The sequence below is a fragment of the Pontibacillus yanchengensis genome (genome assembly GCF_009856295.1).
GTDB lineage: Bacteria > Bacillota > Bacilli > Bacillales > BH030062 > Pontibacillus > Pontibacillus yanchengensis_A.
Window position 1 is genome coordinate 558,191 of the sequence record NZ_WMEU01000001.1, and the last position, 23,296, is coordinate 581,486.

General features: G+C 35.7%; 29 protein-coding genes. 9 read left to right on the forward strand and 20 right to left on the reverse strand.

Annotated elements, in window-relative coordinates; all coding sequences use genetic code 11:
• Window positions 1-180 precede the first annotated feature (180 nt).
• The 4 genes from GLW08_RS02710 (at window position 181) to GLW08_RS02720 (ending at window position 2,471) form a co-directional block, all read left to right on the forward strand.
• Complete coding sequence (locus GLW08_RS02710) at window positions 181-930, forward strand: SDR family NAD(P)-dependent oxidoreductase (RefSeq protein WP_160847039.1); 750 nt, start codon at window positions 181-183, stop codon at window positions 928-930.
• Window positions 931-1,126: 196 nt separating this feature from the next.
• Window positions 1,127-1,450 carry a hypothetical protein gene (locus tag GLW08_RS02715; protein WP_160847040.1) on the forward strand — a complete coding sequence of 108 codons (324 nt, stop codon included), beginning with the start codon at window positions 1,127-1,129 and terminating at the stop codon, window positions 1,448-1,450.
• Between the two features lie 27 nt (window positions 1,451-1,477).
• Window positions 1,478-1,639, forward strand: a complete 162-nt coding sequence (locus GLW08_RS21550; protein ID WP_202406355.1) for a hypothetical protein — start codon at window positions 1,478-1,480, stop codon at window positions 1,637-1,639.
• A 202-nt stretch (window positions 1,640-1,841) separates the two neighbouring features.
• Complete coding sequence (locus GLW08_RS02720) at window positions 1,842-2,471, forward strand: DedA family protein (RefSeq protein ID WP_160847041.1); 630 nt, start codon at window positions 1,842-1,844, stop codon at window positions 2,469-2,471.
• A gap of 42 nt (window positions 2,472-2,513) precedes the next feature.
• On the opposite strand, the gene GLW08_RS02725 is transcribed toward GLW08_RS02720, so the two are convergent.
• The 6 genes from GLW08_RS02725 to GLW08_RS02750 all read right to left on the reverse strand — a co-directional run bounded on the left by GLW08_RS02725 (window position 2,514) and on the right by GLW08_RS02750 (window position 7,059).
• Complete coding sequence (locus GLW08_RS02725) at window positions 2,514-3,137, reverse strand: hypothetical protein (RefSeq protein WP_160847042.1); 624 nt, start codon at window positions 3,135-3,137, stop codon at window positions 2,514-2,516.
• Window positions 3,138-3,493: 356 nt separating this feature from the next.
• Window positions 3,494-4,444 carry a magnesium/cobalt transporter CorA gene (gene corA / locus GLW08_RS02730; protein WP_160847043.1) on the reverse strand — a complete coding sequence of 317 codons (951 nt, stop codon included), beginning with the start codon at window positions 4,442-4,444 and terminating at the stop codon, window positions 3,494-3,496.
• Window positions 4,445-4,463: 19 nt separating this feature from the next.
• On the reverse strand, window positions 4,464-4,961 hold the full coding sequence (locus tag GLW08_RS02735; protein ID WP_160847044.1) for a GNAT family N-acetyltransferase: 498 nt from the start codon (window positions 4,959-4,961) through the stop codon (window positions 4,464-4,466).
• A gap of 343 nt (window positions 4,962-5,304) precedes the next feature.
• Entirely contained in the window at window positions 5,305-5,481 is a 177-nt protein-coding gene (locus tag GLW08_RS02740; protein WP_160847045.1) for a hypothetical protein, read from the reverse strand.
• A 131-nt stretch (window positions 5,482-5,612) separates the two neighbouring features.
• On the reverse strand, window positions 5,613-6,269 hold the full coding sequence (locus GLW08_RS02745) for a haloacid dehalogenase type II (protein WP_160847046.1): 657 nt from the start codon (window positions 6,267-6,269) through the stop codon (window positions 5,613-5,615).
• Window positions 6,270-6,345: 76 nt separating this feature from the next.
• Window positions 6,346-7,059 (reverse strand): VOC family protein, encoded by a 714-nt coding sequence (locus GLW08_RS02750; RefSeq protein ID WP_160847047.1) that lies wholly within the window; start codon window positions 7,057-7,059, stop codon window positions 6,346-6,348.
• A 119-nt stretch (window positions 7,060-7,178) separates the two neighbouring features.
• On the opposite strand from GLW08_RS02750, the gene GLW08_RS02755 reads away from it, so the two are divergent.
• The gene (locus GLW08_RS02755) at window positions 7,179-7,373 is read left to right on the forward strand and encodes a hypothetical protein (protein ID WP_160847048.1); all 195 of its coding nucleotides are present in this window, start codon (window positions 7,179-7,181) and stop codon (window positions 7,371-7,373) included.
• 2 nt (window positions 7,374-7,375) lie between these two features.
• Window positions 7,376-7,591 carry a GNAT family N-acetyltransferase gene (locus GLW08_RS22335; protein ID WP_160847049.1) on the forward strand — a complete coding sequence of 72 codons (216 nt, stop codon included), beginning with the start codon at window positions 7,376-7,378 and terminating at the stop codon, window positions 7,589-7,591.
• Between the two features lie 498 nt (window positions 7,592-8,089).
• On the opposite strand, the gene GLW08_RS02765 is transcribed toward GLW08_RS22335, so the two are convergent.
• Window positions 8,090-8,890, reverse strand: a complete 801-nt coding sequence (locus GLW08_RS02765) for an MBL fold metallo-hydrolase (protein WP_160847050.1) — start codon at window positions 8,888-8,890, stop codon at window positions 8,090-8,092.
• A 98-nt stretch (window positions 8,891-8,988) separates the two neighbouring features.
• Here GLW08_RS02765 and GLW08_RS02770 point away from each other — a divergent pair, with 98 nt between their 5' ends.
• The 3 genes from GLW08_RS02770 (at window position 8,989) to GLW08_RS21780 (ending at window position 10,868) form a co-directional block, all read left to right on the forward strand.
• A complete protein-coding gene (locus GLW08_RS02770; RefSeq protein ID WP_160847051.1) occupies window positions 8,989-9,483 on the forward strand; it encodes a DUF2512 family protein in 495 nt (164 codons plus the stop codon).
• A 270-nt stretch (window positions 9,484-9,753) separates the two neighbouring features.
• Entirely contained in the window at window positions 9,754-10,401 is a 648-nt protein-coding gene (locus GLW08_RS21775; RefSeq protein WP_237458261.1) for an MFS transporter, read from the forward strand.
• Window positions 10,398-10,868, forward strand: a complete 471-nt coding sequence (locus GLW08_RS21780) for a hypothetical protein (protein ID WP_237458264.1) — start codon at window positions 10,398-10,400, stop codon at window positions 10,866-10,868. The genes GLW08_RS21775 and GLW08_RS21780 overlap by 4 nt, the downstream gene beginning before the upstream one ends.
• A gap of 187 nt (window positions 10,869-11,055) precedes the next feature.
• Here the strand turns inward: GLW08_RS21780 and GLW08_RS02780 are convergent, their stop codons facing one another.
• From GLW08_RS02780 to GLW08_RS02835, 13 genes are all read right to left on the reverse strand, one after another.
• Entirely contained in the window at window positions 11,056-11,337 is a 282-nt protein-coding gene (locus GLW08_RS02780) for a late competence development ComFB family protein (protein WP_237458265.1), read from the reverse strand.
• 79 nt (window positions 11,338-11,416) lie between these two features.
• The gene (locus GLW08_RS02785) at window positions 11,417-11,728 is read right to left on the reverse strand and encodes an ArsR/SmtB family transcription factor (protein ID WP_160847052.1); all 312 of its coding nucleotides are present in this window, start codon (window positions 11,726-11,728) and stop codon (window positions 11,417-11,419) included.
• Window positions 11,729-11,746: 18 nt separating this feature from the next.
• Complete coding sequence (locus GLW08_RS22055; protein ID WP_272917047.1) at window positions 11,747-11,869, reverse strand: hypothetical protein; 123 nt, start codon at window positions 11,867-11,869, stop codon at window positions 11,747-11,749.
• A 13-nt stretch (window positions 11,870-11,882) separates the two neighbouring features.
• On the reverse strand, window positions 11,883-12,767 hold the full coding sequence (locus GLW08_RS02790) for a cation diffusion facilitator family transporter (RefSeq protein ID WP_160847053.1): 885 nt from the start codon (window positions 12,765-12,767) through the stop codon (window positions 11,883-11,885).
• Between the two features lie 685 nt (window positions 12,768-13,452).
• Window positions 13,453-14,106 carry a reverse transcriptase-like protein gene (locus GLW08_RS02795; RefSeq protein WP_160847054.1) on the reverse strand — a complete coding sequence of 218 codons (654 nt, stop codon included), beginning with the start codon at window positions 14,104-14,106 and terminating at the stop codon, window positions 13,453-13,455.
• Between the two features lie 96 nt (window positions 14,107-14,202).
• Window positions 14,203-15,687 carry a glycosyltransferase family 39 protein gene (locus tag GLW08_RS02800; protein WP_160847055.1) on the reverse strand — a complete coding sequence of 495 codons (1,485 nt, stop codon included), beginning with the start codon at window positions 15,685-15,687 and terminating at the stop codon, window positions 14,203-14,205.
• Window positions 15,688-16,113: 426 nt separating this feature from the next.
• Window positions 16,114-17,061, reverse strand: a complete 948-nt coding sequence (locus tag GLW08_RS02805; protein ID WP_160847056.1) for an FTR1 family iron permease — start codon at window positions 17,059-17,061, stop codon at window positions 16,114-16,116.
• 27 nt (window positions 17,062-17,088) lie between these two features.
• Window positions 17,089-17,847 (reverse strand): hypothetical protein, encoded by a 759-nt coding sequence (locus tag GLW08_RS02810; protein ID WP_160847057.1) that lies wholly within the window; start codon window positions 17,845-17,847, stop codon window positions 17,089-17,091.
• A 65-nt stretch (window positions 17,848-17,912) separates the two neighbouring features.
• Window positions 17,913-18,671, reverse strand: coding sequence for a glycosyltransferase family 2 protein (locus tag GLW08_RS02815; protein WP_202406354.1), 759 nt, complete (start codon window positions 18,669-18,671; stop codon window positions 17,913-17,915).
• A complete protein-coding gene (locus tag GLW08_RS02820) occupies window positions 18,634-20,130 on the reverse strand; it encodes an alkaline phosphatase family protein (RefSeq protein ID WP_160847058.1) in 1,497 nt (498 codons plus the stop codon). The genes GLW08_RS02815 and GLW08_RS02820 overlap by 38 nt, the downstream gene beginning before the upstream one ends.
• Window position 20,131: 1 nt before the next feature.
• Window positions 20,132-21,070, reverse strand: a complete 939-nt coding sequence (locus tag GLW08_RS02825) for a lysylphosphatidylglycerol synthase transmembrane domain-containing protein (protein WP_160847059.1) — start codon at window positions 21,068-21,070, stop codon at window positions 20,132-20,134.
• On the reverse strand, window positions 21,046-21,990 hold the full coding sequence (locus GLW08_RS02830) for an NAD-dependent epimerase/dehydratase family protein (protein ID WP_160847060.1): 945 nt from the start codon (window positions 21,988-21,990) through the stop codon (window positions 21,046-21,048). Before GLW08_RS02830 ends, GLW08_RS02825 begins: the two co-directional genes overlap by 25 nt.
• Before the next feature lie 95 nt (window positions 21,991-22,085).
• Window positions 22,086-23,294, reverse strand: coding sequence for a hypothetical protein (locus GLW08_RS02835; RefSeq protein ID WP_160847061.1), 1,209 nt, complete (start codon window positions 23,292-23,294; stop codon window positions 22,086-22,088).
• Window positions 23,295-23,296 lie beyond the last annotated feature (2 nt).

Consider the following 23,296-nt stretch of genomic DNA (forward strand, 5'->3'; position numbering starts at 1 on the left):
ATAATCCCTCCGTTGTTTTTCAAAATAATATATCATAAGGACTTACCGCATACAATATGCTTTTTTTCTTGTTTCCCTACTGCCATCATTATCAATCTAACTAATTTCTTGTTTATTTATTCATTGAAAAAGGTATGACTATAAAGGATTATCGTTAAGTAAGATTTAGGAGTGAATAGAATGAACTTCACTAAAGATATAGTTGTTATAACAGGTGGAAGTAATGGAATCGGAAAAACTCTTGTACAAGAGTATGCAAATAAGGGAGCATATGTGATTATTATTGATAATGATCAAGGGAATGGAGAAAAGATTATTCAAGATTTAAATGAATATGAAGAACGTGGAGCGTTTTTCTATTGTGATCTTCGCAAACCAGAATCGATCCACCATACATTTTTATTAATCGATCAAGCAAATCTTGAACCAACTATACTTATTAATAATGCTGGAATTAGTTATTTTAAAGACTTTTTTGAATTAACTGTAGAAGACTGGGATAACGTGATACAGTCAAATCTTAGAAGTGCTTTTCTATGTTCACAAGAATTAGCAAAAAGATGGCGGAATAATGGGATACACGGACGAATTATTAACATGGCATCTACTAGAGCATTTATGTCTGAGCAGGATTCTGAGTCATACGCAGCATCGAAGGGTGGAATGATAGCACTCACTCATTCGATGGCTATCTCCTTAAGTGAATACCAAATTAGAGTCAACTCCGTAAGTCCTGGTTGGATTCAAACTGAGCATTATGAATACTTAAGAGATATTGATCATACCCAACATCCTTCAAAAAGGGTAGGACATCCATTAGATGTGGCTAGAGCTTGTTTTTATCTTAGTGATAAGGAGAATGCATTCGTGACCGGAGAGAATATTGTCGTTGACGGTGGCATGACAAAAAAAATGATGTATGAGCATTAATTCATATACTACTTGTATATTTATGTTAAGAAAAAACCTTTCACAGTGGAATGTAGATTTATTTCGATAACTTTGTTTTTAAAATAAAATAAAAGGGTACGAGATAACTAACAAACATGATTATAATTAACATAAAAACGTATAACATTTCATGCTTATTAAAGTTTCTATTAAAGTAAAATAAGAGGTGACTACCTTGGATCAAATATCCTCGTATCAAGTGTATTTTAATCAACGTATTTCTATGGAAGAAGTTATGAACATATACCGTTTTGTCTCTAACGGAACATATGATGTGTATTTATATCAAGAAGATCTAATAGCTGATGTTAGCAATTTACCAAAATTATTAAGTTTCTTTCTTTACTATCAAAAAAAATCACCAATATTAATGATTATTGATGGAGAAAATGTGGAATACGCATATGAGAAGATAATGAAAGTATGTGAGAAACCATTAGAAAGATGTGAGCTTCGTTCTAATCACGAAGCTCCTGCACATGTAGCAATTCAAGTCTAACATTATCATTTGAAAGGAGAATGACAAATGGCTTATGAAGATCGAGATGTCGAAATAGAACATAAAGAGAAAAAACAAGACTCTAGTAAAGTAGGCGTAGCAGCAATCAAATATGTAACATATTTGATTATCTTCTTTGGAATTCTCTGGTTCTTAATACAATACGTTTTCCCTATGCTACAAGGATAAATCAAACGTTTTAATTAGAATGATAAGTTAATAATCAAATTCATCTTATGCCCCCATTTACCTGTTAAAGGTGTTGGGGGTTTTAAATTGTATTCAATATCCCTTAAATAAGGTACAAATTCCCATTAAAATTGTCTTTTATTCATCATCAATGAAGGGTATAGGGTAGTTAGATGATTAATAGTAATGGAAAGGAGCCCCTATGCTTGATTTTATTATTTCTTTCATTAAAGATATAGGTATATTTGGTTTACTTCTCAGTCTCGCCATAGAAGCTTCTTCATTGCCATTTCCAGGAGCGGTTGTCGTGTTGACCTACGGATATATATTAAAGTCGTCGGCTCTCGCAAGCTTTGGGATAGCTTTGTTAGCTGGGGCTGTTTATACAGCATTTAGCTTTATACCTTATTACATTGGGTACAAAATAGATCACAAAGTAAAGCAATGGTTTAATGAAAATAAAATTGAAAAAGTGGAACGTTGGTTTACTCGATGTGGGGAATGGACTATTGCCTTATCGAGACCATTAGGACTAGGAAACTACATTTCTTATTTTTCTGGACTTAGTAAAGTACGCCCTTATCGCTTTGCGGTAATTACATTCATTGGAATTTTTCCGTGGATATACCTCATGCTAATGTTAGGAAATATAGGTAACCTTGAATCAATGAAAAGTCTCCTCTCAAGTACACAACAATACATTTATATAGGTTTAGGTGTCTTATTGATTGCGTATATTTCCTTCAATTTTTTTAGAAAGAAAAAACAAACAAAGTCGTGCCCCCCTGCATATTCGGACAGACAGACATCTACTAAAGAACATACATCCTAACATCGTCTATCTAACAAAGGAATTAGGAAACCTCCTCCTTTGTTAGTAAGGCGTCTTTTTCTGTTTAATGGACAATAATCCGATAATGAACAAGCTGGCTACTAAAAGCATTAAAACAATAATGGGAAGAAATGGCCCATCTATTATTCTTTCTTCAATAATGCGGTTGAACCGATTAGCAAAAGGTTCAGGAATAAGCTCAGTCCGGTTATTTACATAGGTTTTATGTTCATACGTAGCCGCCCCTAGTGCAGACTCCCACCCTTCTGATGTCTTATTTAACCAAATCTCAATAACGTCCCCTGTTTCAATGTCTAAAAAATCCGAACCATTGTATTGATTAGTGGACCAATTTGGAATATAGGTATAAAATACTTCTATACTGTCCGAATCTTTTAAATCAGAAGGGCTTTTTATCATTTGAGTAATCGACAATGTAAACCTTCTTTTTTGTTTAGGTTCACCCTTTTCACTCCTATCCTCTACAAGTTGATGAGTTGTGACCCTCCCTATCACATGTAACGTTGCTTCTTCTTTTATTCTCTCAACTTCTGAAGGCTCGGTTGCTGCAGCTACATTAGAAGCAGGCATCCAAAATAAAATAAATAATATGGTTAGTACATTCCAATAAAAAAGCTTCTTCATCCCCACTGAAGCTTTTCTCACAAATCTCCCACCCCCACCATGTTGATTAGCTATTACTATATCAATATTTGTAATTTATGGAAAGGTGACATTACCATATCTACTTTTTTTCATACACCTTAATAATAAGAATAAAAAAGAGAATCACATAAGACAATCACCTCTTCTCATATGATATTATACACAAGCAGGAGGTGATAGGAGCAATGGAATTAGAAAACATCAATTTAGGAGTAATAAGCTTCACATTCGTTACGTTAGTAAATGAACATTGGCTCTATTTGCGTCTACCAAAAATATATTATTGGAAAGCACTACCCGAATAGAAAAAAGTATTTTTTTCGTAAAAAAGAAGCTGCTGATTCCTCAGCAACTTCTTAATCAAACCAACCTTTTCCTTTGAACCATAGAAACATGAGGACCGCAATAATACCCATTATGGCTAGGACCACAAAATAAGCATACCTTTCGTCTAACTCTGGCATATACGTAAAATTCATACCATATACACCAACAATAAATGTAAGTGGCATAAATATCGTTGAAATAACTGTTAGGATTTGCATCGTCCGATTTGTTTCATGAGAATTAAGCGACATGTAACTATCCCTGATATCCGTAGTCATTTCTCGGTTTGATTCAATAAGTTCAGATACTTTTAATAAATGATCATGGATATCGGAGAAGTATTCTTTACGTTCCTTAATACTATCTAAATGCTGAGAGCTAAGCATTCTATAGAGTAAATCACGCATAGGATGAACCGTTTGTCGTAACGTCAATAGATCTGCTCTTGTATCAAATAATTGTTCTAGCAAGCGTTCCATGGAAAGTTGCTTCGTATTATCCTCGATATCGTTAATATGGTCTTCAATCGCATACACTATTGGAAAATAATTATCTACAACTTTGTCCAATAATTGGTGTAGCACATGGTCTTCTTCCCAATTATGTGGAGATTTATCGCGTTGAATTCGATTCCACACTTGTTCTAACTCAGGAGAGGTAGCCTTATGATACGTTACTATATAACCATAACCATGGAAGATATCAATTTCCTCTTTATCAAGTGACTTAGCATTTAGAGCATGAATGACATAAAAAGTATGATCGTCAAAATAATCTAGTTTAGGACGTTGCAAGGTATGGATACAATCCTCTATTGCTAATGGATGAAAATTGAATTCAGACTCGAGCTTCTGTGTCTCAGATGGTGTTGGCTCAAAAAAATCCACCCAATACCATTCAATTTTGTCATTATGCAACTTCTCGATAGGTAGATCTATGTGTAAAGTTTGTTCTTTTGTCATAGCCATCGTTCGAATCATAAGAACCCTCGCTAACGATTCAATGTTCTTGTGGAAACCATTGATATAATAAAACATCATGCCATCGATCGAATTTATATCCTACTTCTTTTAAAGTACCGACATACGTAAAACCGTATCGATTATGTAACTGGACACTACGTTCATTTCCATCTGTGATTTTTGAAATAACGGTGTGAAAACCGCACTCTTTCCCTTTATCTAAGATAGCTGTCATAAGAGCATGGCCGATACCTAATCCGTGAAACTGTGGATAAACATAGACGGAAAGTTCAACTGTAGATTGATAAGCTAACTTTTCCTCAAAGGGACTTAAGTAAGCATAACCTGCCACTTCTCCTTCCCATTCAGCCACCAGAATAGGGTACATTCCCTCAAACTTCGTAAACCATTCTTGTTTCTCATCCATCGATTTTTCAAGTAAATCAAAGGTCGCATTACCATTCATAATTGCTTCATTTTCTATAAGATGAATGGCAGGCAAATCTTTTCGTTCCCCATTGCGAATCCAAATCATATCCCTCACCTGCCTTTTCCTCATCTTATCATAGCACCTCACATAGTGTTATGTAAAAATACTACCGCATCCAATTCCTCGTAAACACGAAAAAGGTCAGAGATTTGTAGGATAGTCATTTAATATTACATCAAGAATAGGTAGCTAAAAAGAGTTTTTTTTCGTTATTACAGAACTCGAACATTAATCCAGTAATCTCTTCTCTTGAGTTCATGGTTGGTGAGCTTTCCCCTTCCCAGTGGAACCCACCTCTTGTAGTCAGATAGTAGGTTATCTAATTTTCAAGTTTCCAAAAAGGGGGATGCATTTTAAAATATACTCTTTCACCTAAATTACGTATACTTTAACCTCCACCACCACCTGGGTGTCTAAGACCACCTTTTTGAATTTCTTCTGGAGACATTTCATGTTTTTTTCGATATTCTATTCGATTCTTAATTTTTTTCTTATGGAGATATTTCATTATAAAAATATATGCCCATGCTCCAATTACAATAATAGCAGGCCAGAAATCAAACACAATTACTCCTCCTTATGACTCTATATTACGAAAGAGTGTCATTAGTGGTTTCAATGCCCAGTCAATCAAAAACACCCCTTACAATAAGCTTGATATTCAAAAAACATCAGGCTTATTGAAGGAGCTATGATTTACTTCCAGTCTAAAATACCTTCCAGGTCACTATAAATTTGGTCAGGTTCTTCATCTATGGTTGGCCACTTAGCTTGACCTCTACGTATCCAAGCTGTATGAAGACCGAAACTACTTGCACCTGTTATGTCCCATGGGTTACTAGACATAAATAATACTTCATCCTTTTGTAATCCTAGCTGGTCTAGTGCAAATTGATATGCATGTGGACTTGGTTTATAAATATGGATCTGATCAGCACTTAACAGACCTAATAATTGATCTAACTCATTATGGATCAGTAGTGGCTCTAACATTTCCATTGTTCCATTTGAAAAAATAACCAACTGCCTATCTTTCAATTTTTCTAATACCCGTTTCACTTCAGGGAAAGGTTTAAGCTGCTTATATACTTCAACCATCTCTTGTATATCCTCTTCGCAATACTCCACCTGGTTTACTGAAAGTGCATCTTTCAAAGCCCACTCTGTAATTTGATCAAATGGTTTATAGCCATCAATTAACTGACGAATGAAAAAGTAATGAACCTGTCGACTCCTCCATTCCTGACTAATCGACTCACTTTTATTCGGAAAAATCTTTTCTAATCGTTCTTGCACAGAATGTACATCAAATAATGTACCGTATGCATCAAACACAAACGCTTTTATGCTCATAAGTTCCTCCTAATTGTCAGGTTTCTTTTCAGTTTTACCCTAATTCATTATGCTCTACACAATAAGGAGTATACACTTATTTTAGTTGCGTTACATGTATCGTATGCCCTTCCCCATCCTGGAATGAGAAAGCTTCCCTATTTTTATAAACTGTTACGGGTAAGCCTCTTGAATGTAATGTGTCATAATCTGCTTTAATATCATTAGACCCAAGTGTAAACGGATGATCTAATCTGATAAATAAATCCTTTGGAACTTCAACTAATGTAATACCAATATGTTCTAACGTAACTGCTCGTAATTCACCATACATCGGGGTGTGAAACGAAAATTGATATAATTCTTGTACTCCAAGATTTTGTGAATACCATTTTGAGGAGCGTTCTAGTTGTTCAACCGGAAGAAAATAACCACCAATGTGAAACGTCATTTGATCATTAGAGTGACCCCCCCATCCTACAATTCCAATCTGTAGCTCATTAGGGTCTGTTACCTCATAGGAGACCATATCATAAAAATCCTCTATATCTGTTAACTTACATCCTTTTAAGAATAAGTCTCTATGTAAGGTTTGGGGGTCAAATACATTGATATTTAACGGACTAAATGGATACACATAATTCGTTTCACTTTTGTAGAAAATTAAATTAGCACCTTCTGTAAATGTGAACACTACTTCATTTACAGCCTCAGAAATTGCTTCAAATTGAAAGTTCGCCTCGTACCAAGCCTTCGTCTCTTCCAGATTTTTTGCAGGGATACGAATTGTTTCTAATTGTTTTATCGCCATAATATTCACCTCCCTCTTTTTATGTCACTATTTTCACAGGAAAACCTTCCATAAAATCGATTGAATCTTCTAATAATTTTACATCAAATAAACTATTAATGGAATAGGAGTTGATAAAAATGGATTTTATTATAAAGAAAGTAACCTCAGAAGATCAATCATTTATAAGAAACAATTTACATTTATCTCTTCCACAAAATGCGAACGTGAACACGTTGGAATCAATTAAACTTATCAATGATGACATACTATCCTTAAGTGACTTTTACTTTGTGACGAAAAAAAAGAAAAAATTTTTGGTTATGTTTTTATAGGAATGAACTATGATTCATTTGAGGAACATGAACATGGCTTTATCTATGATTTGTTAGTGCTTCCATCATACCAAAGGCGAGGCCTCGGTATTAATTTGATGAAATCCGCGATTTTATCCTTCAAACAACAGAAGGCTCATGAAGTACGTTTGAACGTTTATCATAACAACCCAGCTAAGTATTTATATGAGAGGCTTGGATTTCATTATCACAAATAATGAAGATTTAAATTAATCTAGAGATCTGAAGCGTTATACAATAAAATACTTACTTCTCACTAAATTTTCTGAATTTTTTGGGAGGCTTTATGACTGAATGATTTATATCAATTGTTTTTATGATTCCGCTATATGGTTTATTAATTTGGACATATTACTATCCTGAAGAAATTATATCATTTGGAAGTGAATGGATGTATGGAGGAGGTCCTAAAATTTCTACTCAAGCGATTCGTTATACTAAATTTGCATCAATTACTATTATGTTTGGATTACCTATCATTCATAAGTGTCATTGAAGAAATTTACATTCTCAATTCCAGCATTAGTTTTATTCCTTTAATATTTGGAGGAGCGCTTACAATATTTAAATGATAATAAAGAGCTTAAAGCTAAAGATAGCTTTCGTCCGATTATATAAAAGAAAAGACGTTTGGATTTAAAGTCCAAGCGTCTTGATGGGTTAGTATTCAATATGTTTAGGATTGTTCCTAAACACTAGCAGTAGTTCTCTTCTTTAACTTTTTTGATATTTTGTTCATGTTCCTCTTTCATACCTTCATAGAATGGGTATTCTTGTTTCAACCATTCAACTAGAGGTTCATTATTGAGCAGACCTTGTACATATTTCTTTGACGTATCTATACGATACTGAATAGAATCCAAATCATTAGTTGGGTTTCCATGACCAGGTACTAACACCTTTATTTCATACTGATTTATTATGTATTCGAATGTATGAAGTGTTTTTATGTATGAAGATACACTGTCAAAAATGAACGGAAATTCTACATCTGACAAATAGTCCCCAGCAACCAATACCCCAAGAGGTTCTATAACCGTAATAAGTCCATCATGTGTATGGCCTGGTGCTTTGAAGAAACTCAAGGTAACCTCATCTTCTTCCAATGTCTCTCCATCTTCTTGGACTACAATATCCACCTCAGGAAAAGAAACAGAGTAAGGTCGTTCTAAGTAGTAACTACTATCAAAATCTTTAATTTCTTGTAGAATATTTTGTTTTTTTGGATGGTCTTTTAGTTCTTGAGTTGAAATAACGATAGCTCCTTCAAATGCATTAGCGCCAAGAATGTGATCAAAATCAGAATGAGTAAAAATGAGAAATAGCTTTTTTCCTTGTCTACAGTTTTCTACAAAAGTTTGTATCTTCTCTACTTCAATTGGCAACCAATTTGGGTCTATCACAAACACTGCCGTTTGAGTTTCAATAACAGTCGATGTGGTTTGATAAAGGGATGATTGAAAAATTGTAACTTGTTCATTTAAGTAAGATTGCATACTCATCCTCCTTGTATATTTAGTGAAATTGTATTGCTTCACTCTCTTTACTTTTGTGCATAAAAGATCTAACCATGCAGAAAATAATATTGGAGGTGTTGAAGCTGAAACATTTAAAGGCGTTAGGATTAAAATGGGTGATTCTCATTACTGCTCTTTATCCGATATATGGGGCCATCACAAACGCATCACTTGGAAATATCTTTTTAATTAGTATTGTACTACTTGGAATTACGTATGTCGTTGGTGATTTATTTATTTTGCGCCGATACGGTCTTATTGTTACATCCATTGTCGATTTTGTAATCCCCTTTGGTATTTTATATTTGTTCGGACAAATGATAAATGGCATTCCAACACAAACGGTGCTCCCTGCAATTGCAGCATCAAGTTTTATTGTAGCTTTCGAAACATTTTTTCACATATACATGGAAGACCGAGTACTAGAATTAGGACCAAAGGTATATGAAAGGCGTAGACAATTACTAGTACCCAAAAAGCTCCGAGTAGAATCCTCGGAAGAGCTATTTCCATATGAAGCCCAACGTAAAGATGCACAAAAAGAAGAAACCCATGATCCTGAAAAGGAATAAAACAGCTAGATTTCCTAGCTGTTTTTTTGTTGTCAAGCGAACTATAAAAATGTTGGCTTGTGTAAAACTTAATACATGGTAATCCTCTTTTTTAATAAGTCTCAAGACGGAGACAGCTTCCACCTAAGGCTGGTTTGTACCGAATGGAAATTTATGTACACTTACAATAAGATAGCCAAAAGAGAGGATTGGATACTATGAGCCAAACATTTGGTGTTTTTAATAATCGTACGTTTACAAAGGTTTTTTTAGCTGCCATCACGTCAAGACTTGGACCGCTTTTCTAGTCAGCCAGTATATGCGACCGTAACAGAAATGATGTACTCTGCACCAACGTTGCTTGTTTTCTTTTTGACTGGTGTAGTTGTTGATAGGATGGATCGGCAGAAAGTAGCTTACTACAGTGATTTTATTTGCGGAATTCTATCGTTTGGTCTCATTGCGGCCATATTGTTTGATTGGATACCACTTGTTTTCTTAGCACTCTTCTTAAGAAGTGCTGTTGCAAAATTTTTCGCTCCAGCTGAGATAAGTTTGATTCAAGGTATTTTAACGGAAGAAGATTATTCCACTGCAGCAGGGCTTAACCAAATGGTAGCAGGTTTTTTTAATTTGTTTGCTACAGGACTTGGATTGGGGGCATATTGGTTATTCGGTGTACAAGGAGCAATTGTAGGAGATGCAATTACTTTTTTTGTATCCGCTTGGTTAATACGCACATGTGTGATTGAAGAAGATGCACGTTTGCCAAATGGGCCTCACACGTTTAAAGATTTGAATTATACATTTATATTTGCTGACTTTAAAGATGGACTAAGTTTTTCCGTTATGCCAATTTATATATTAAAGTATAAATTAGCTCCTGAAACGTATGAAACTTGGTCAGTTATTGTAGGCATTTATTTGGAGTCTTTATGATTACAGGCAGTATTTTGTCAGCCATGATAGCGAAAAAACTAAAATTATATACATGTTTATCTGTTGGTCTTATGGTTTCTGGATTCTTTTTATTAGTGAGTGGCATTGCCCCTACCCCTACCATTTTTCTTATAATAACAGCAGTTGTAGCATTAACCATTCCTTTAGCTAATATCGCAATTGGTGGTTGGTTACCTGCTATCGTAGACAAGAAGATGATGGGGCGAGTAGAAAGTTGGATTACACCTGTTATGATGATTTCACACACCGCTACGTTAGGAGTTATTTCGGTAGGATTTCCTACTTTCTTCTCTATCACTAGTTTGTTCTATGTTTGCGGGGAAATATTAGCGCTTGTAGGAATAGGTTACATGCTTATCCTACCAAAGCTTAGCAAGCAGTATGATGAGTCAATGGAACACCATAATAAACCATCCCAAACTATAGAAGCACCATCTCATATATAAAAAAAGCCTTAATGCCAATTGTTGCCCACAGGTCGTTGGTTATTCAATGTTGCTTCGTGACGCGGGCCTACAGGATGTAGGTCAGTTCGATGAGCTGAGTAATGCAGCAGTTTTAATTGAATCTCCATCACTCAGGACTTCTATAAATCCTTTTATGGGAAATAAAACTCAAGCATTAGCTTGAGTTTTATTCATTGTGTTTCGGATAGCGACCAACCACATGGATGGCACTAATAATTCGTTTATTAATCCACTTCCGATTGTCATTTGTATTCAGTTGTTCGTATGCCTGCTGTCGACCACCTTCAGTAGTGACATAGTGAGTAGGTAATGTGTTTAAGCTCAGGGCAAGAATATCCCTTCTACATTTTTCACATTTACAAAATGTTTGATAATCTGGGCTCATAAGCATAACGGTGACAATACTAGAAGCTAATTCTTCCATTACATTCACTATCTCTTTTGACATGTACTTCCCTCTCTACTGGTTAAATATCTCTTAACACTATAACTTCACTGTAACATGGAAAATAGAATAGTAGTAGTATTCAGTGATGCTGGGCATGATCAATAGTCTGTTTTAGGACGTCCATCACGTGTTCATCATCAATGGAATAGTAGATAGATGTTCCTTCTCTACGATATTTGACCAAGCGTAAATTTTTTAAAAACCTCAACTGGTGAGATACTGTTGACTGACGCAGATGTAAAGCCTCAGATATATTATTTACAGATAGCTCTTCTTGAAATAGCAAATGTAAAATTCTTATTCTCGTGGGATCGGAGAGAGCTTTAAACGTTTGAGAAATGATAAACAGCGTCTCTTCATCTAATTCTTCCAATTTGGGTAATTCGTCCATTCACTATCCACCTTTCTTTTATTTGTCCTCATGCTCTTGATTTTTCTTTCCTTTTTTAATAGCAAAGTACATGAACGCTACAAATAAAGCAAAGATAAGAATTGCCATAGCCACCATGGAATAAAATAATGGACCTAACATCTCATCCCTCCTTTTAATGATGTGTTAATTCTAAAACAGAACATTCCTCATCTTCATATTCAACTTCTATCGTGACATGGTCAAGGTGAATGTCACCGAGGATTCCTTTTATCTGTTCTTTAATTGTACACACTTCATCTCTAGTAGTATTCTTTGGCACCACAACATGGGTTGAAAAGGCGTGGTGTTCCCCGTCTAGTGACCAAAGGTGTGTATGGTGAATGGAGTGTACTAACTGAATCTGTTCAATTTTTTTCTTTAATGATGCAAAATCAATGCCTTCAGGTACTGCCTCTAAAAATAAGGACATCGTTTTCTTAAAATTAATAACCACATTATATAGAATATACAAGGTAATACCAATGGATAAAAGAGGATCTAAAATAGGAATTTCTTTAAATAACAAGATAATACTCACAATTAGAACAGCAACCCAACCTAATACATCCTCAAGTAAGTGCCATGTCATTACCTTAGCGTTCATCGATTCCCCACCACGAAGTTTGAAAACAGCGGCTCCATTTACAAGAACTCCTAAAATAGCTAGCATAATCATACCACCAGCATTAGGACTTACTGGATTAAATAATCGTGGGATAGCCTCAGTAAAGATAAATATGGAGCCTACGATTAAGACGACACTGTTGATAAGAGCGGCTAGTAATGAAAAGCGTTTATAACCAAACGTGAAGGCATTATTATGTCCCTTCTTTGAGTATTTTTGAAGAAACCAAGATAAGCCCAAGGATAATGAGTCTCCCAAGTCATGAAGTGCATCAGAGATAATCGCCATACTATTCGTTAAAATACCTCCGACAATTTCGATTAATGTAAAGATTAAATTCAAAAAGAATGCCGTTTTAATATTTCCAGTTGTATGATCATGGTGGTGGCTCATAGAGTAACGTCCTCCAATGTCTATGTGTGTATTACGTTTCCCTTAAATGTATTTATTCAACATTTGCAATATATGTGCATGTATTCATATTTAGTGTAAAGTATCCGACTTAATTCTGTCAAAGGGAATTAACATTGTATGATTTTTTTAGTGTTTATTCCATAATAGCTGGTCTTATCTTGAAAACTTGAATTCGAGATAAATACCTTTATTAAGCGGGATGTGTCCGATAACTTAATATGGAATAAAGGTGGTCTGGGAACAACTCTCGTCCTGCCGCTGATCTAGGAAATTTGGGCGGTCGCTCCTATATTTCAAAAGTAGCTCCTGTTTACGATTCTCGCTCCGAAAGCAGGGAAAGTCGGTCCAGAGTCGATGTTTTCATCGCGGCCACATGACAAGCCCCTGTGCTGCATTATGGATGCAAACGGATGTGTCGAGACCCAGCCGGGCAGCCCGGTTTTTGCCCAGGGAGACGAAGGGCCACAAGAAAGCGAACTATTTCACGGCCCATCTTTTCTCCCACTTAACACAACGGAAACATCCCTCTCCCCCCAAATTATCTCGACTTCGTCTTCAAGATTATGCCTTGTTAGTTGAATAAATTACAAACTTCATCTGTAATCCTTTCTTTTCCAGCATAAAAAATGAACTGTACAAAACAGTTCATTAGTAACAATATGAATTAAGTCTCCTTTGTACTGCTAATTTCAATTCCCTTTAACGCTTGTGAAGCCAATTGATCTGCTTCCTTGTTCCCTTTTCGAGAAACCAGTTTATAGCTAGGGGTTATACCTAAATTTTCAAGATCATGTTCTACACGATCAGCCCATTTTGTTAATTCTTCCTCCATACAAGGCCATTCTCCATTTAACTGATTGAGGACCACTTGAGAATCGCCAACAAATGTGATTGGTATATTTGCTACATTCAACAACCCTAGTTCCTGTATTGCTAAATGCAAAGCAGCATATTCTGCTTCGTTATTTGAGTCCAATTCATCAATTAAGGCATTTTTTCGTAACCGGTAAGACTTTCTATTTTGATGATAATAAATAGCACATCCTAAGCCTGACTGATAGGTTTCTACATTAAATCCACCATCAAAATAGACAGTGATCTTATGAGGCTCTGTTTGAATTCCCTTCATGAATTGTTTCATTTCTTTTAATGTTAACGATGCATCATAATTATCTATGAAAGATATGTCCTTTTTGCGTCCAGTTTTTTCTAAATCTTCTGCTATTAGAATGGCTTCTCCAACATACATCTCATCTGAACGAAAAGTGGCTTCTGTCCCTTTTGGAGTTTTGTAAGTTAATTCAATTCTGACATTCACTCGCTAATCCACCTTTAACTTCATTAGTATGTACTTCGTATCATACCCATTATGACTTGTTCTACTATGGATATCTGTGAATTTAGTAAACACTTCTCAGTTGCTATTCCACTCATAAAGATAAATGTCACCATAAACTGGATCAAATAGTTCATTTGAGTGGAATTCGGCTACTTTTTTTATATTGTCTTGTATTTCATATCCTTGCATTTCAAATCCATCTACAACTTGGTCAGTTAAAAGAATCCGCTTATTCTCTTTATAAGATAAGTCCGTTTGAAAGTATTCATAAGTGAATATTTTTTTATGTGAATAATCTACATCTAGATATTCCATCACTCTTGACTCTTCCCATGTATAAACAGTGAACGGTTTGTCTACCTGAGATAAATAACTAGTGAGTTGATATACAGCTGGAGGATTCTCTGTTTTTTCGGTAACTAATATATGACCTCTCCATGTTTGAGAAAAAATGAGGAAAATGGAGATGATGACTGTAATGAACGTACCCTTTCCTTTCATATATCCTGTTGAAAGATAAACTCCCAAACTTAACAATGGTAGGACATGTCTTGGTTTATCAATATTTTGCGCAAAAAGGACCCAAATAAAATACATAACACTTAAAAGAAAAACCCAGCTATTTTGTTTGTCTATTTTCTTATAATTTCTTATATGATATAAGATTAGGTTAAAAAATAACACAACATATAACATGGCAATTATCCAGGATTTAGTAAATAATGCTGACCATAATAAGTTATGGAAAAGAAGATTATACATCCTTACCCAAAGAGGCATCGTATCTGCGGTTACTGCCCCTCCCCATTCTGTAAAATGACCTGCAACAAATCCAAAAGCAAGCTCTACAAAAGTGCTTATACTGCCTGTCGAAAGGATTAGACCAATAATCCAGATAAGTTGAAATGCTATAGCAAATAAACCTTGGCTGCAAATAAACATCAAATAGGTTGTTTTTGTTTGAAAATGCTTCCTCTGACCTCCCCAGAGAAGCACTATGCCAATACCAAATGGTAAATAAGATAACCGTACCCCCATGAGTAGACTGAACAAAATTAACGGTAGTATGATCCAATTAGACTTCGGATTTTCACTAGCTTTATATAAACTCCATACATACCACCATAGAATCGCTACAGCTGCAGCTTCACTCATTGGTTCAGTGCTCATAACCCACATATAGCTCATGGAATGAACCAATGCCACAAATAAAAGTGTCATTACAGTAGAATGCTTGCGTTTAAATAAAAAGTACATTGGAATTATAGACGTATACGTTAAAACTATATTAAATATAGAAAGGGCATAAACTGGGTTTTCTACAACATTGTGAGTAAGCATACCACCTAAAATAAAATATGGATATCCAGGAAAATGGGGTTGCATGGAGTACAAATCAAAAGCCGTGACTCCTAATGCAAAATCCACCTGATCCCAAGATCTAGCGTAAGGGCTAATATAGAATATGCGAAAAAGATATGTATAACTAATGATTGCTAAAAAAAACCCCCAAGCAAACAGCATGTGGCGTTGTTTGTTCTTATTTCGGACTAATTGCATTATGAATACCCCTTTTTTATCGTAAGAAAAGTTCAAAAGGTCGTCCCTCTTATCACCTAACCCCAAAGGCTTAAGGAAGCGTGCTCTTATCTAATTTTCCCCAAGAGAGAATTTCCTTTAAATTATGAAAGGTATACTTTAGAGCTAGATATTACATGTCGATGCCCAAGGCTTTAGCAAAGGCAATGTCACTTGTGATACTTTTTCTAAAAAAGAAATAACTCTTCTAAAAACTGCAAACAAGAACAAAAGAGCAAGCGTTCGATGTTGACTTATCGCAAGGAGAAGCAGGAAGTTTGCTAGTCGCTGGGCGCTGGTGCTGGACGTGGCCTCTAAAACTTACTTAGTTATGCACAAGCCAACATTTTTATAATTTCCTAGACAAAAATAAAGGCGTAATTAGTATTACGCCTTGTCATATAGTCATTATTTAACATTTTCTCCTGCTGTTTGGTTGTTATAAGTAGTGCTTGTTTGTGCAGTTTGTACTTTTGTTACCTTTTGATTCTCAGGTTCATCGTTCTTTGCCTGAACAAGAAGGTAGATTGCAACAAAGTAACCAATATAGGCTATAACTTCTTCAATGGATGGCATAGAAGAGTATCCAAATAATGCTTTGAAGAAGATTCCAATATCCCCCGACAAGATTGGTGCTTGACCTGTATCACGTAAGAAGTGTGCGTAATCAATTGGATGTTCTGGTAGAAGCCATGTTAAGTCATAAACATGAGGCATAACGCTTCCGATGATTTCCAAGTCTTGCATCATGGATATGCCTTGAACAAGCAAACCAGCAGCTATCATTACGATGAATGCTCCTGATACTTTAAAGAAACTCTTAAGTGGAACACGCATCGTACCTTTAAAGAAGAAATAACTTACCGTTGCAGCAATGACAACCCCGGTAATAGCTCCCCAGCCTTGAAGGCCTTGCTCTATATCTCCACCTGTGATGGCTGCAAAGAAGAAAACTGTTTCTACTCCTTCACGTAAGACAACTAAAAAGGAGTGTATGACCATTCCTACTACGTTTCCTGCCGTAACTAATTGGCCCATCTTACCTTCCATTTGCCCTTTTAAGTTTTTACTGTGTTTTGCCATCCAAAATACCATTTGCGTTAATAAGAAGGACGAAACGAGCATAATACCAATCTTTAAGTACATTTCGCTTCCCATCGCAGCAAAACTTGTAAAGACGACCTGAAATAACATGGCGACACCGATACTGGCAACTACAGCTAGACCGGCACCTAACCAAATATATTTAGTATATTGAGGGTTCTCTGTTCTTTTTAAATATGTGGTGATAATACCAATAATTAAGAGAGCTTCTAATACTTCACGAAAGGTTATTAAGAGTGCTTGAACTTCCATACCTACACACCTCTTCTACACGTAAAATTATGTTCTTCTTTTTCGAACATATAGGAACACTGCGATAATAATGACAGCTAATATCACTATAGGTAACCAATTTTTCAACTCTGAAAAATCAGTGTATTGATCTTTATCAGATTGATTTTCACTTTCTCCTGCTGTTGCACTCTCTGTGAAATGCCCAGCACTATATTCTTCAATATTTAGAGGTTCTTTTAATTTGTCTAATATAAAGGATTTGCTTTCTATAAATTGTTCTTTATCAGATTCTTTTTCTCCTACACCAAATAGCCCAGGATTTCCGAGTGCTTCTAGTGCTTTGTCGAACTCAGCTTTTAGATTCGTGTCCAGTTCTGCATTTTTGGCAGCAATTACTGGAGAAAGAGCCTCATATGTATCAAACCCTTTTGCTAAGAGCTTCTTACTTGTGTCGTACTCATCGAAATTCTTTTCAACTGCTTCTAAACGTCTAGAAATATTTAATGCTAGAAGTTTCTGCATGTTTTTAATCGTAGCCTCTTTATCCTCTTCTTCAAGCGAATTAAGAATAACTTGGGATACATCTTCCCCCATGTGCATGCTAACTTCTTCCTTTATAGTATTAAAAAGGGCCTCAGCTTCATTAAAGTTTGGAGGAGATTGATTTAACTTTGTCATCATATTTTCATGTACTTCTGCAATCTTCTCTTTACTGGGATCACCATAAGAGTACGCAGATACATTTGATGGCATAGATATTGTTAGAAATAAGATTATTACAAGTAAACCATTTAGTTTTCTCATGTATAGCAACTCCCGTCAATTAAATGATAAAGATTCTCAATATCAAAGTCAATATAAAAAAGGGCTCAATTAGCTTTTTTACCAGCAGTACTCCTATCCTTCATGGGTTTGAGATTAATTTCGACTTTTTTGTGTCGGCGTGACACTTCCTTTACAATAGCTGGTAAAACAGAGGTCAAGTAAGCGCGAAACTTTATAAACGATTGACCTTTAGAGCGTACTTGATAGGTAATTGGAATTTCCTTAACTCTGAAACCTTTCCGAACCAAGTTTAACGTTAATACTTGGGCGTAATTATAATCATGGATTATTTCAGCATGTTCTATTGCTTGGCTAGAGAATGCTCTCATACCAGACTGTCCATCAAAAATCCATTTTCTTAGAAGAATGGATTGAAGAAATGTGAAGCAATAATTACCTAGACGACGATGAATTCGCATCCCATCAATAGTTCCTAAGAATCTTGAGCCCATTACATAATCAAATGAGCCTTCTAGTATGGGCTGAATTAACTCCGGTATCTCCCATGCTGGATACTCATTATCTGCATCTATCATCACAGCGATGTCAGCTCCAAGTTTATAAGACTGATTAAGGCCCTCTCGAACAGAGGCACCTAGCCCCTTGTTCGTTGTGTGAGAATATATATAATCTGCACCAGCTCTTTTGGCTACTTCTACAGTTTTATCACTAGAACCATCATCAATAACAAGGATTTCCACCCTGATTTGAGGATGAAAAGTACGTGGAACTTTGTTTATAACTTCTTCGATTGATTCCTCTTCATTATGAGCTGGTAGGAATACGATGACTTTCTGTTTCATAATCAGGTTCCTTTCTTGCTAGTTTCAATGCGTCAGTAAGCACTTCACCCCTACTATAGTTTGGACAAGGAGCTTGTAATAAGTGAGCAATTGTGGGAGCAACGGATATAAGACTATGTTTATCTTCTATTACTTTTCCGGATTCAATGGAAGGGCCATGCATAAAGAATGGTACATATCTTTCTCCTTCATCAAGATGCCCATGTCCTCCAATACCATCTGCTTGTCCATGATCCGCACAAATAAGTAGCGTAGTATTTTTCATAAATCCTTTTGAATCCATCCATGAGACAAACTCTTCAATCAGACTGTCAGCTTCTTCAATTTTTTGAATATAATCATCATAAAGGACACCTCGACTATGTCCTGTTTGGTCGGTGCTAATCAACTGAATATTGAAAAAATCTAGATCTTCCTGTTCCATCATTTGTTTCGCATTCTCTAATATATTTCGATCTACAGAATCATTGTGTGCAACAGCTGTATAAGCTTCAACATCGTCCCCCATTGCATCAATTAAGTGTGCGACACCTAAGAGACGCCCTTTTTTCCCTATTTTACGTAAAGAGTCAAAAACGGACTCTACTTTAATACCTAGGTTCCATACCATATTGGATTTTATACCATGTTCCTTTGGATATGTGCCTGTCATCATAGATGAGAAGCAAACAACCGTTCTAGCAGGGTATACAGTTTCCATCTGAGCATACTCTGTACCCTCTTGTTTTAGTTTGTCTAGAAATGGCGTATTCGCTTCCTGAAATCGTTCCTTTCTCATGCCATCAATCACAATCATGACAACTTTATCACTAGGCTGATCGATTTCATCTACTGGTTCTGTAAAGGTCGCCTTCTCCGCTGGCTTCCAGTCAAATAGATATCGGTGAAGAATCCAACTTAAAGCCCATACCCCTAGTAAAAACCAGATATAAGCCATGTAATCAACCTCGAGGTCGCTATACATCCTCTTGTGGAATAACTCCCATAACGATAGAAGCAATAAAAATTTAGGTAACTGTTCCTGTGCATTACCACTAGTAGAGTCACTATTTTTTAATACTAACTTCCAAAAACGAGTAAAGTTAAACCATGAAGTTCCAATCCGTAAATGATAATAAAAAGTCCCCCAGAAGAAGACTGTAAAAAAGAAATATAGTCCGGTTGCAAACATTAATAAAGGAAGATTTACATCACTCCATACTATTAAGTAAGCCACAAACGGTAACCACAAATAATTACGTAACATTAACGGAAAGTCATAGTAATAAAAGAGCGCTAACAACGGGAGAACTAAAAATAGACTGAGTCCTATCGTTTGCCAAAACATAGGATCCCCCCAAAGGCTTACATAAAAAAGGAGCATCGTGCCCACAACAAAGATTGGTGTGAACGGCTTACCTTCATTTAATAAATTCCATCCTCGAGCAGCAATCACCTCGAACGTTGATGCTTGTTTCATATTAATCTTCCTTTCTTCTCAACCAATCCTTCATTGTATTCCAAGAGATAGGTACATTTACTATGAGATAAATACCAACTATGAATGAAAAAATAAATTTATATCCATGTGTAATAATGGCGATTGTATATGCATCTTTCACAGGGACTTGAAAAGCTCTAAGAGCAAAGCTCATAAAGCTCTCATAAGTTCCTATACCTCCAGGTGAAAAATGAAAGACTTGCCCTGCAATCGTAAAACTATTTACCCAAAGAGCATTCAAGTAGGTTATGGATAATTCGAACTGAGTAGAGACAGCTAACACGACTACTGCTTCTAAGCACCAGCTTAAAAAAACAATGATGAAAAGAATCAATCCATTTGTTGAGGATATAACAGAAAAAACATTTCTTATGTAGTAAAACAAGATTTGTCTCCATGTATCTTTAAGCAACAAGACCCCTATAATGGATGCTGTGCCCAATAGTAGTGCAATTAGAAATACAAATGATAAAGACACCCCTATATAAACCACACCTATAACAGCAATAGAACCTAGAATAATTAAATCCAGTAAGCGCATAACTACAACTGATTCTACTGCTTTCTTCCAATTTACTAGCTTAGACTGAGCAAGATAACTGGTTCGAATAATATCCCCTGCTTTGAAGGGAAGTAGATGATTAAAAAATAGACTATATAACATACCATCTACAAACCGCTTGTATCCAACCTGTTTCCCTATATATAATTGCCATGCTTTTGCTCGAAGTAAGAAAGCAACAAAGTAAGAACACGTCATCATCATAACGAGGCCTATATCATCAAAAAGATGCTCGACTTCTTCTAAAATATAGGAAAGATCGAAGGCTACATAGGTTAACCAAATAAATAGCAAACCAGTAAAAATTCTGCCACTCCATTCTACATAGCGCTTTAGCCTTTCCATGATTCTATCCATTGAACCATTCTTTTAATTCCTTCATCAATGGAAGTAGTAGGATTAAAACCAAGTTCCGATTTTGCTTTTGTGATATCAGACCAAGTAGTTACTACGTCACCAGTACGCCAAGGTTTTTGTATAATCTCCATTGAAGGGTAGTGCTGTCGAAAAATTTCCAACAACCTTTCCATGGATATAGGTTCTCCATACCCTAGATTAAAGGTTTCGTTTTGGTGTTTATGGTAGAGGACAGCATTCACTCCCTCCACGATATCATCAATGTATGTATAATCACGCGCAGTTTCATTTCCATATATTTCTATTGGATATCCTTCTGATAATTGATGTGTAAATTTTGGAATCGCCATATCAGGTCTTGCCCATGGTCCATATACGGTAAAGAAACGTAAAATGGACAATTGAAAACCATATATATGTTGATAAGAATGACAAAATGATTCTGCACCAAATTTAGATGCAGCATATGGAGAGACAACTTTCCCATCTGCCATCTCCTCTGATAACGGAAGACTTGCTTTATCTCCATAAACAGATGATGAGGATGAAAAAATTATATGTGGAACAGCTGTCTCACCTGCACTTTTTAAAACATTAATGGTCATCTCAATATCATATTGAACATACGCCAATGGTTCTTTAATAGAATATGCTACGCCAGGTAATGCAGCCAAGTGTATTACCGCATCAAAATGATTTGCTTTGAACACAGACAAACATTTATCTTCATTTCTTAAATCAACATTATAAAATTGAAAATCACCAGTCCTCTTGACCTGTTCCAGTTGTTTTTTCTTTCTGTCAGGATCGTAATAAGGATCTAAGTTATCTACAATTGTGAGTTGGTGATTGTCCCTTAGAAGGTATGAGCATACGTGCATTCCGATGAAGCCTGCTCCCCCCGTTACTAAAATATGCAAATGTTACACCTCGTTATCCACGGTATTCATAGTAAAAAACCTTGTTTTAAATAAAACAAGGTTTCTTACACTATCTTAACCTATTTAAGGCTGTTTTACTTCGTTTTTTCGTTGATGGAATTTAAAGTGCCTTCTATTTTTTCAAGGACGTCCATCGCTTTTTCTTTTTCATCTGCTTTAACAGCATCAAGGTAAGTTTGTGCTTGCTCGTTTAGTGTGTTTGCCATATCTTCACCTTGCATCCGTTTGATATCACGTGAAATCATATCAATGAATAGTGCGCCTTCTAAAGCTGTGATAACAGATTTATCTTTACCCCAGTTCTCTTCGCTCTCTTCATATTCATGTAAAGCTACTTTAGAAAACCCGCGTACAAATGCTTTATTAACCGCTTCTGGATCAAGTTTTTTGACATCTGTCTCTAGATTGAAATTCTCTTCTATAATGGCTGCATCTTCTTTCGCATATTCAGTAAGATAACTAGAGATAGACTGATAGAATGCCCACCCCTCTGCTTGTTCAACCTTTGCGTGTGCTGGGTCTTCCTCTGCTTCTTTAGCAGCTTTCGTTGCGTAACCATGAGGCATTGCACCAGCAGCAAGATAGAATGTCTTCATCAACGTCTTATCTACTACTTGCTTACCTAATTGAAAGGCAAGTTGATCGTCATTTTCCACCGCTTTTTCTATTTCAGTGAAGCCTGCTTGAATTTGGTCAACCATGCTTGTTTCATATGCAGCATCACGCTTTTCTACAGTACCCTCTAATACTTGGTAGAATTCTTTTGCTTCAGCAATCTCAGCGTTAACTTCTTCTGTGTTACCCCAGTTTTCGTTGATTTCTTGGAATTCATGCTTAATAGTTAAATAAAAAACTTTTTGAGATAGCTTATCGAAAATTTGCTTAACTATGGCACCATCCAATTCTCCATTTTTTCCAGCCTCTAACGCTGTAGTAATTTGTTGGTCAATGCTACTATCTCTTTTCTCAACTAATGATTTTAAATTATTATTATAAACTTTTATCACTTTCTGATAATCAACTTCTTTATCTTCTTCAGCTTTGGCAAGCTCTTCTTTTCCCTGTTTATAAGCTTCTACAAAACCAGCATCCTCTTCTTCAGAATTTGCACCTTCTTCTGTTTCACTTGATGCTTTATCTGATGCCTCTTTATTCTCATTACTATTTGTTGTTTCTTTTTCTGATTCTTCACCCTCTGATGACCCTTGTTCATTTTGACCACAGGCTGATAGAACAAGTCCAATGGCTAATAGTAAGTATATTAATTTACTTTTATAAATCATAT

Bases quoted from the DNA above. Each gene is read 5' to 3' on its own strand.
- GLW08_RS02755 (WP_160847048.1), top strand. From the start codon at position 7,179: ATGGATTTTATTATAAAGAAAGTAACCTCAGAAGATCAATCATTTATA.
- GLW08_RS22335 (WP_160847049.1), top strand. From the start codon at position 7,376: ATGAACTATGATTCATTTGAGGAACATGAACATGGCTTTATCTATGAT.
- GLW08_RS02835 (WP_160847061.1), bottom strand. From the start codon at position 23,294: ATGATTTATAAAAGTAAATTAATATACTTACTATTAGCCATTGGACTT.
- GLW08_RS02805 (WP_160847056.1), bottom strand. From the start codon at position 17,061: ATGGAAGTTCAAGCACTCTTAATAACCTTTCGTGAAGTATTAGAAGCT.
- GLW08_RS02735 (WP_160847044.1), bottom strand. From the start codon at position 4,961: ATGATTTGGATTCGCAATGGGGAACGAAAAGATTTGCCTGCCATTCAT.
- GLW08_RS02825 (WP_160847059.1), bottom strand. From the start codon at position 21,070: ATGGATAGAATCATGGAAAGGCTAAAGCGCTATGTAGAATGGAGTGGC.
- GLW08_RS02810 (WP_160847057.1), bottom strand. From the start codon at position 17,847: ATGAGAAAACTAAATGGTTTACTTGTAATAATCTTATTTCTAACAATA.
- GLW08_RS02765 (WP_160847050.1), bottom strand. From the start codon at position 8,890: ATGCAATCTTACTTAAATGAACAAGTTACAATTTTTCAATCATCCCTT.
- GLW08_RS02780 (WP_237458265.1), bottom strand. From the start codon at position 11,337: ATGTCAAAAGAGATAGTGAATGTAATGGAAGAATTAGCTTCTAGTATT.
- GLW08_RS22055 (WP_272917047.1), bottom strand. From the start codon at position 11,869: ATGTTAGGTCCATTATTTTATTCCATGGTGGCTATGGCAATTCTTATC.
- GLW08_RS21550 (WP_202406355.1), top strand. From the start codon at position 1,478: ATGGCTTATGAAGATCGAGATGTCGAAATAGAACATAAAGAGAAAAAA.
- GLW08_RS02750 (WP_160847047.1), bottom strand. From the start codon at position 7,059: ATGGCGATAAAACAATTAGAAACAATTCGTATCCCTGCAAAAAATCTG.
- corA (WP_160847043.1), bottom strand. From the start codon at position 4,444: ATGATTCGAACGATGGCTATGACAAAAGAACAAACTTTACACATAGAT.
- GLW08_RS02710 (WP_160847039.1), top strand. From the start codon at position 181: ATGAACTTCACTAAAGATATAGTTGTTATAACAGGTGGAAGTAATGGA.
- GLW08_RS02800 (WP_160847055.1), bottom strand. From the start codon at position 15,687: ATGCAATTAGTCCGAAATAAGAACAAACAACGCCACATGCTGTTTGCT.
- GLW08_RS02785 (WP_160847052.1), bottom strand. From the start codon at position 11,728: ATGGACGAATTACCCAAATTGGAAGAATTAGATGAAGAGACGCTGTTT.
- GLW08_RS21780 (WP_237458264.1), top strand. From the start codon at position 10,398: ATGATTACAGGCAGTATTTTGTCAGCCATGATAGCGAAAAAACTAAAA.
- GLW08_RS02815 (WP_202406354.1), bottom strand. From the start codon at position 18,671: ATGAAACAGAAAGTCATCGTATTCCTACCAGCTCATAATGAAGAGGAA.
- GLW08_RS02790 (WP_160847053.1), bottom strand. From the start codon at position 12,767: ATGAGCCACCACCATGATCATACAACTGGAAATATTAAAACGGCATTC.
- GLW08_RS02745 (WP_160847046.1), bottom strand. From the start codon at position 6,269: ATGAGCATAAAAGCGTTTGTGTTTGATGCATACGGTACATTATTTGAT.
- GLW08_RS02720 (WP_160847041.1), top strand. From the start codon at position 1,842: ATGCTTGATTTTATTATTTCTTTCATTAAAGATATAGGTATATTTGGT.
- GLW08_RS02820 (WP_160847058.1), bottom strand. From the start codon at position 20,130: ATGAAACAAGCATCAACGTTCGAGGTGATTGCTGCTCGAGGATGGAAT.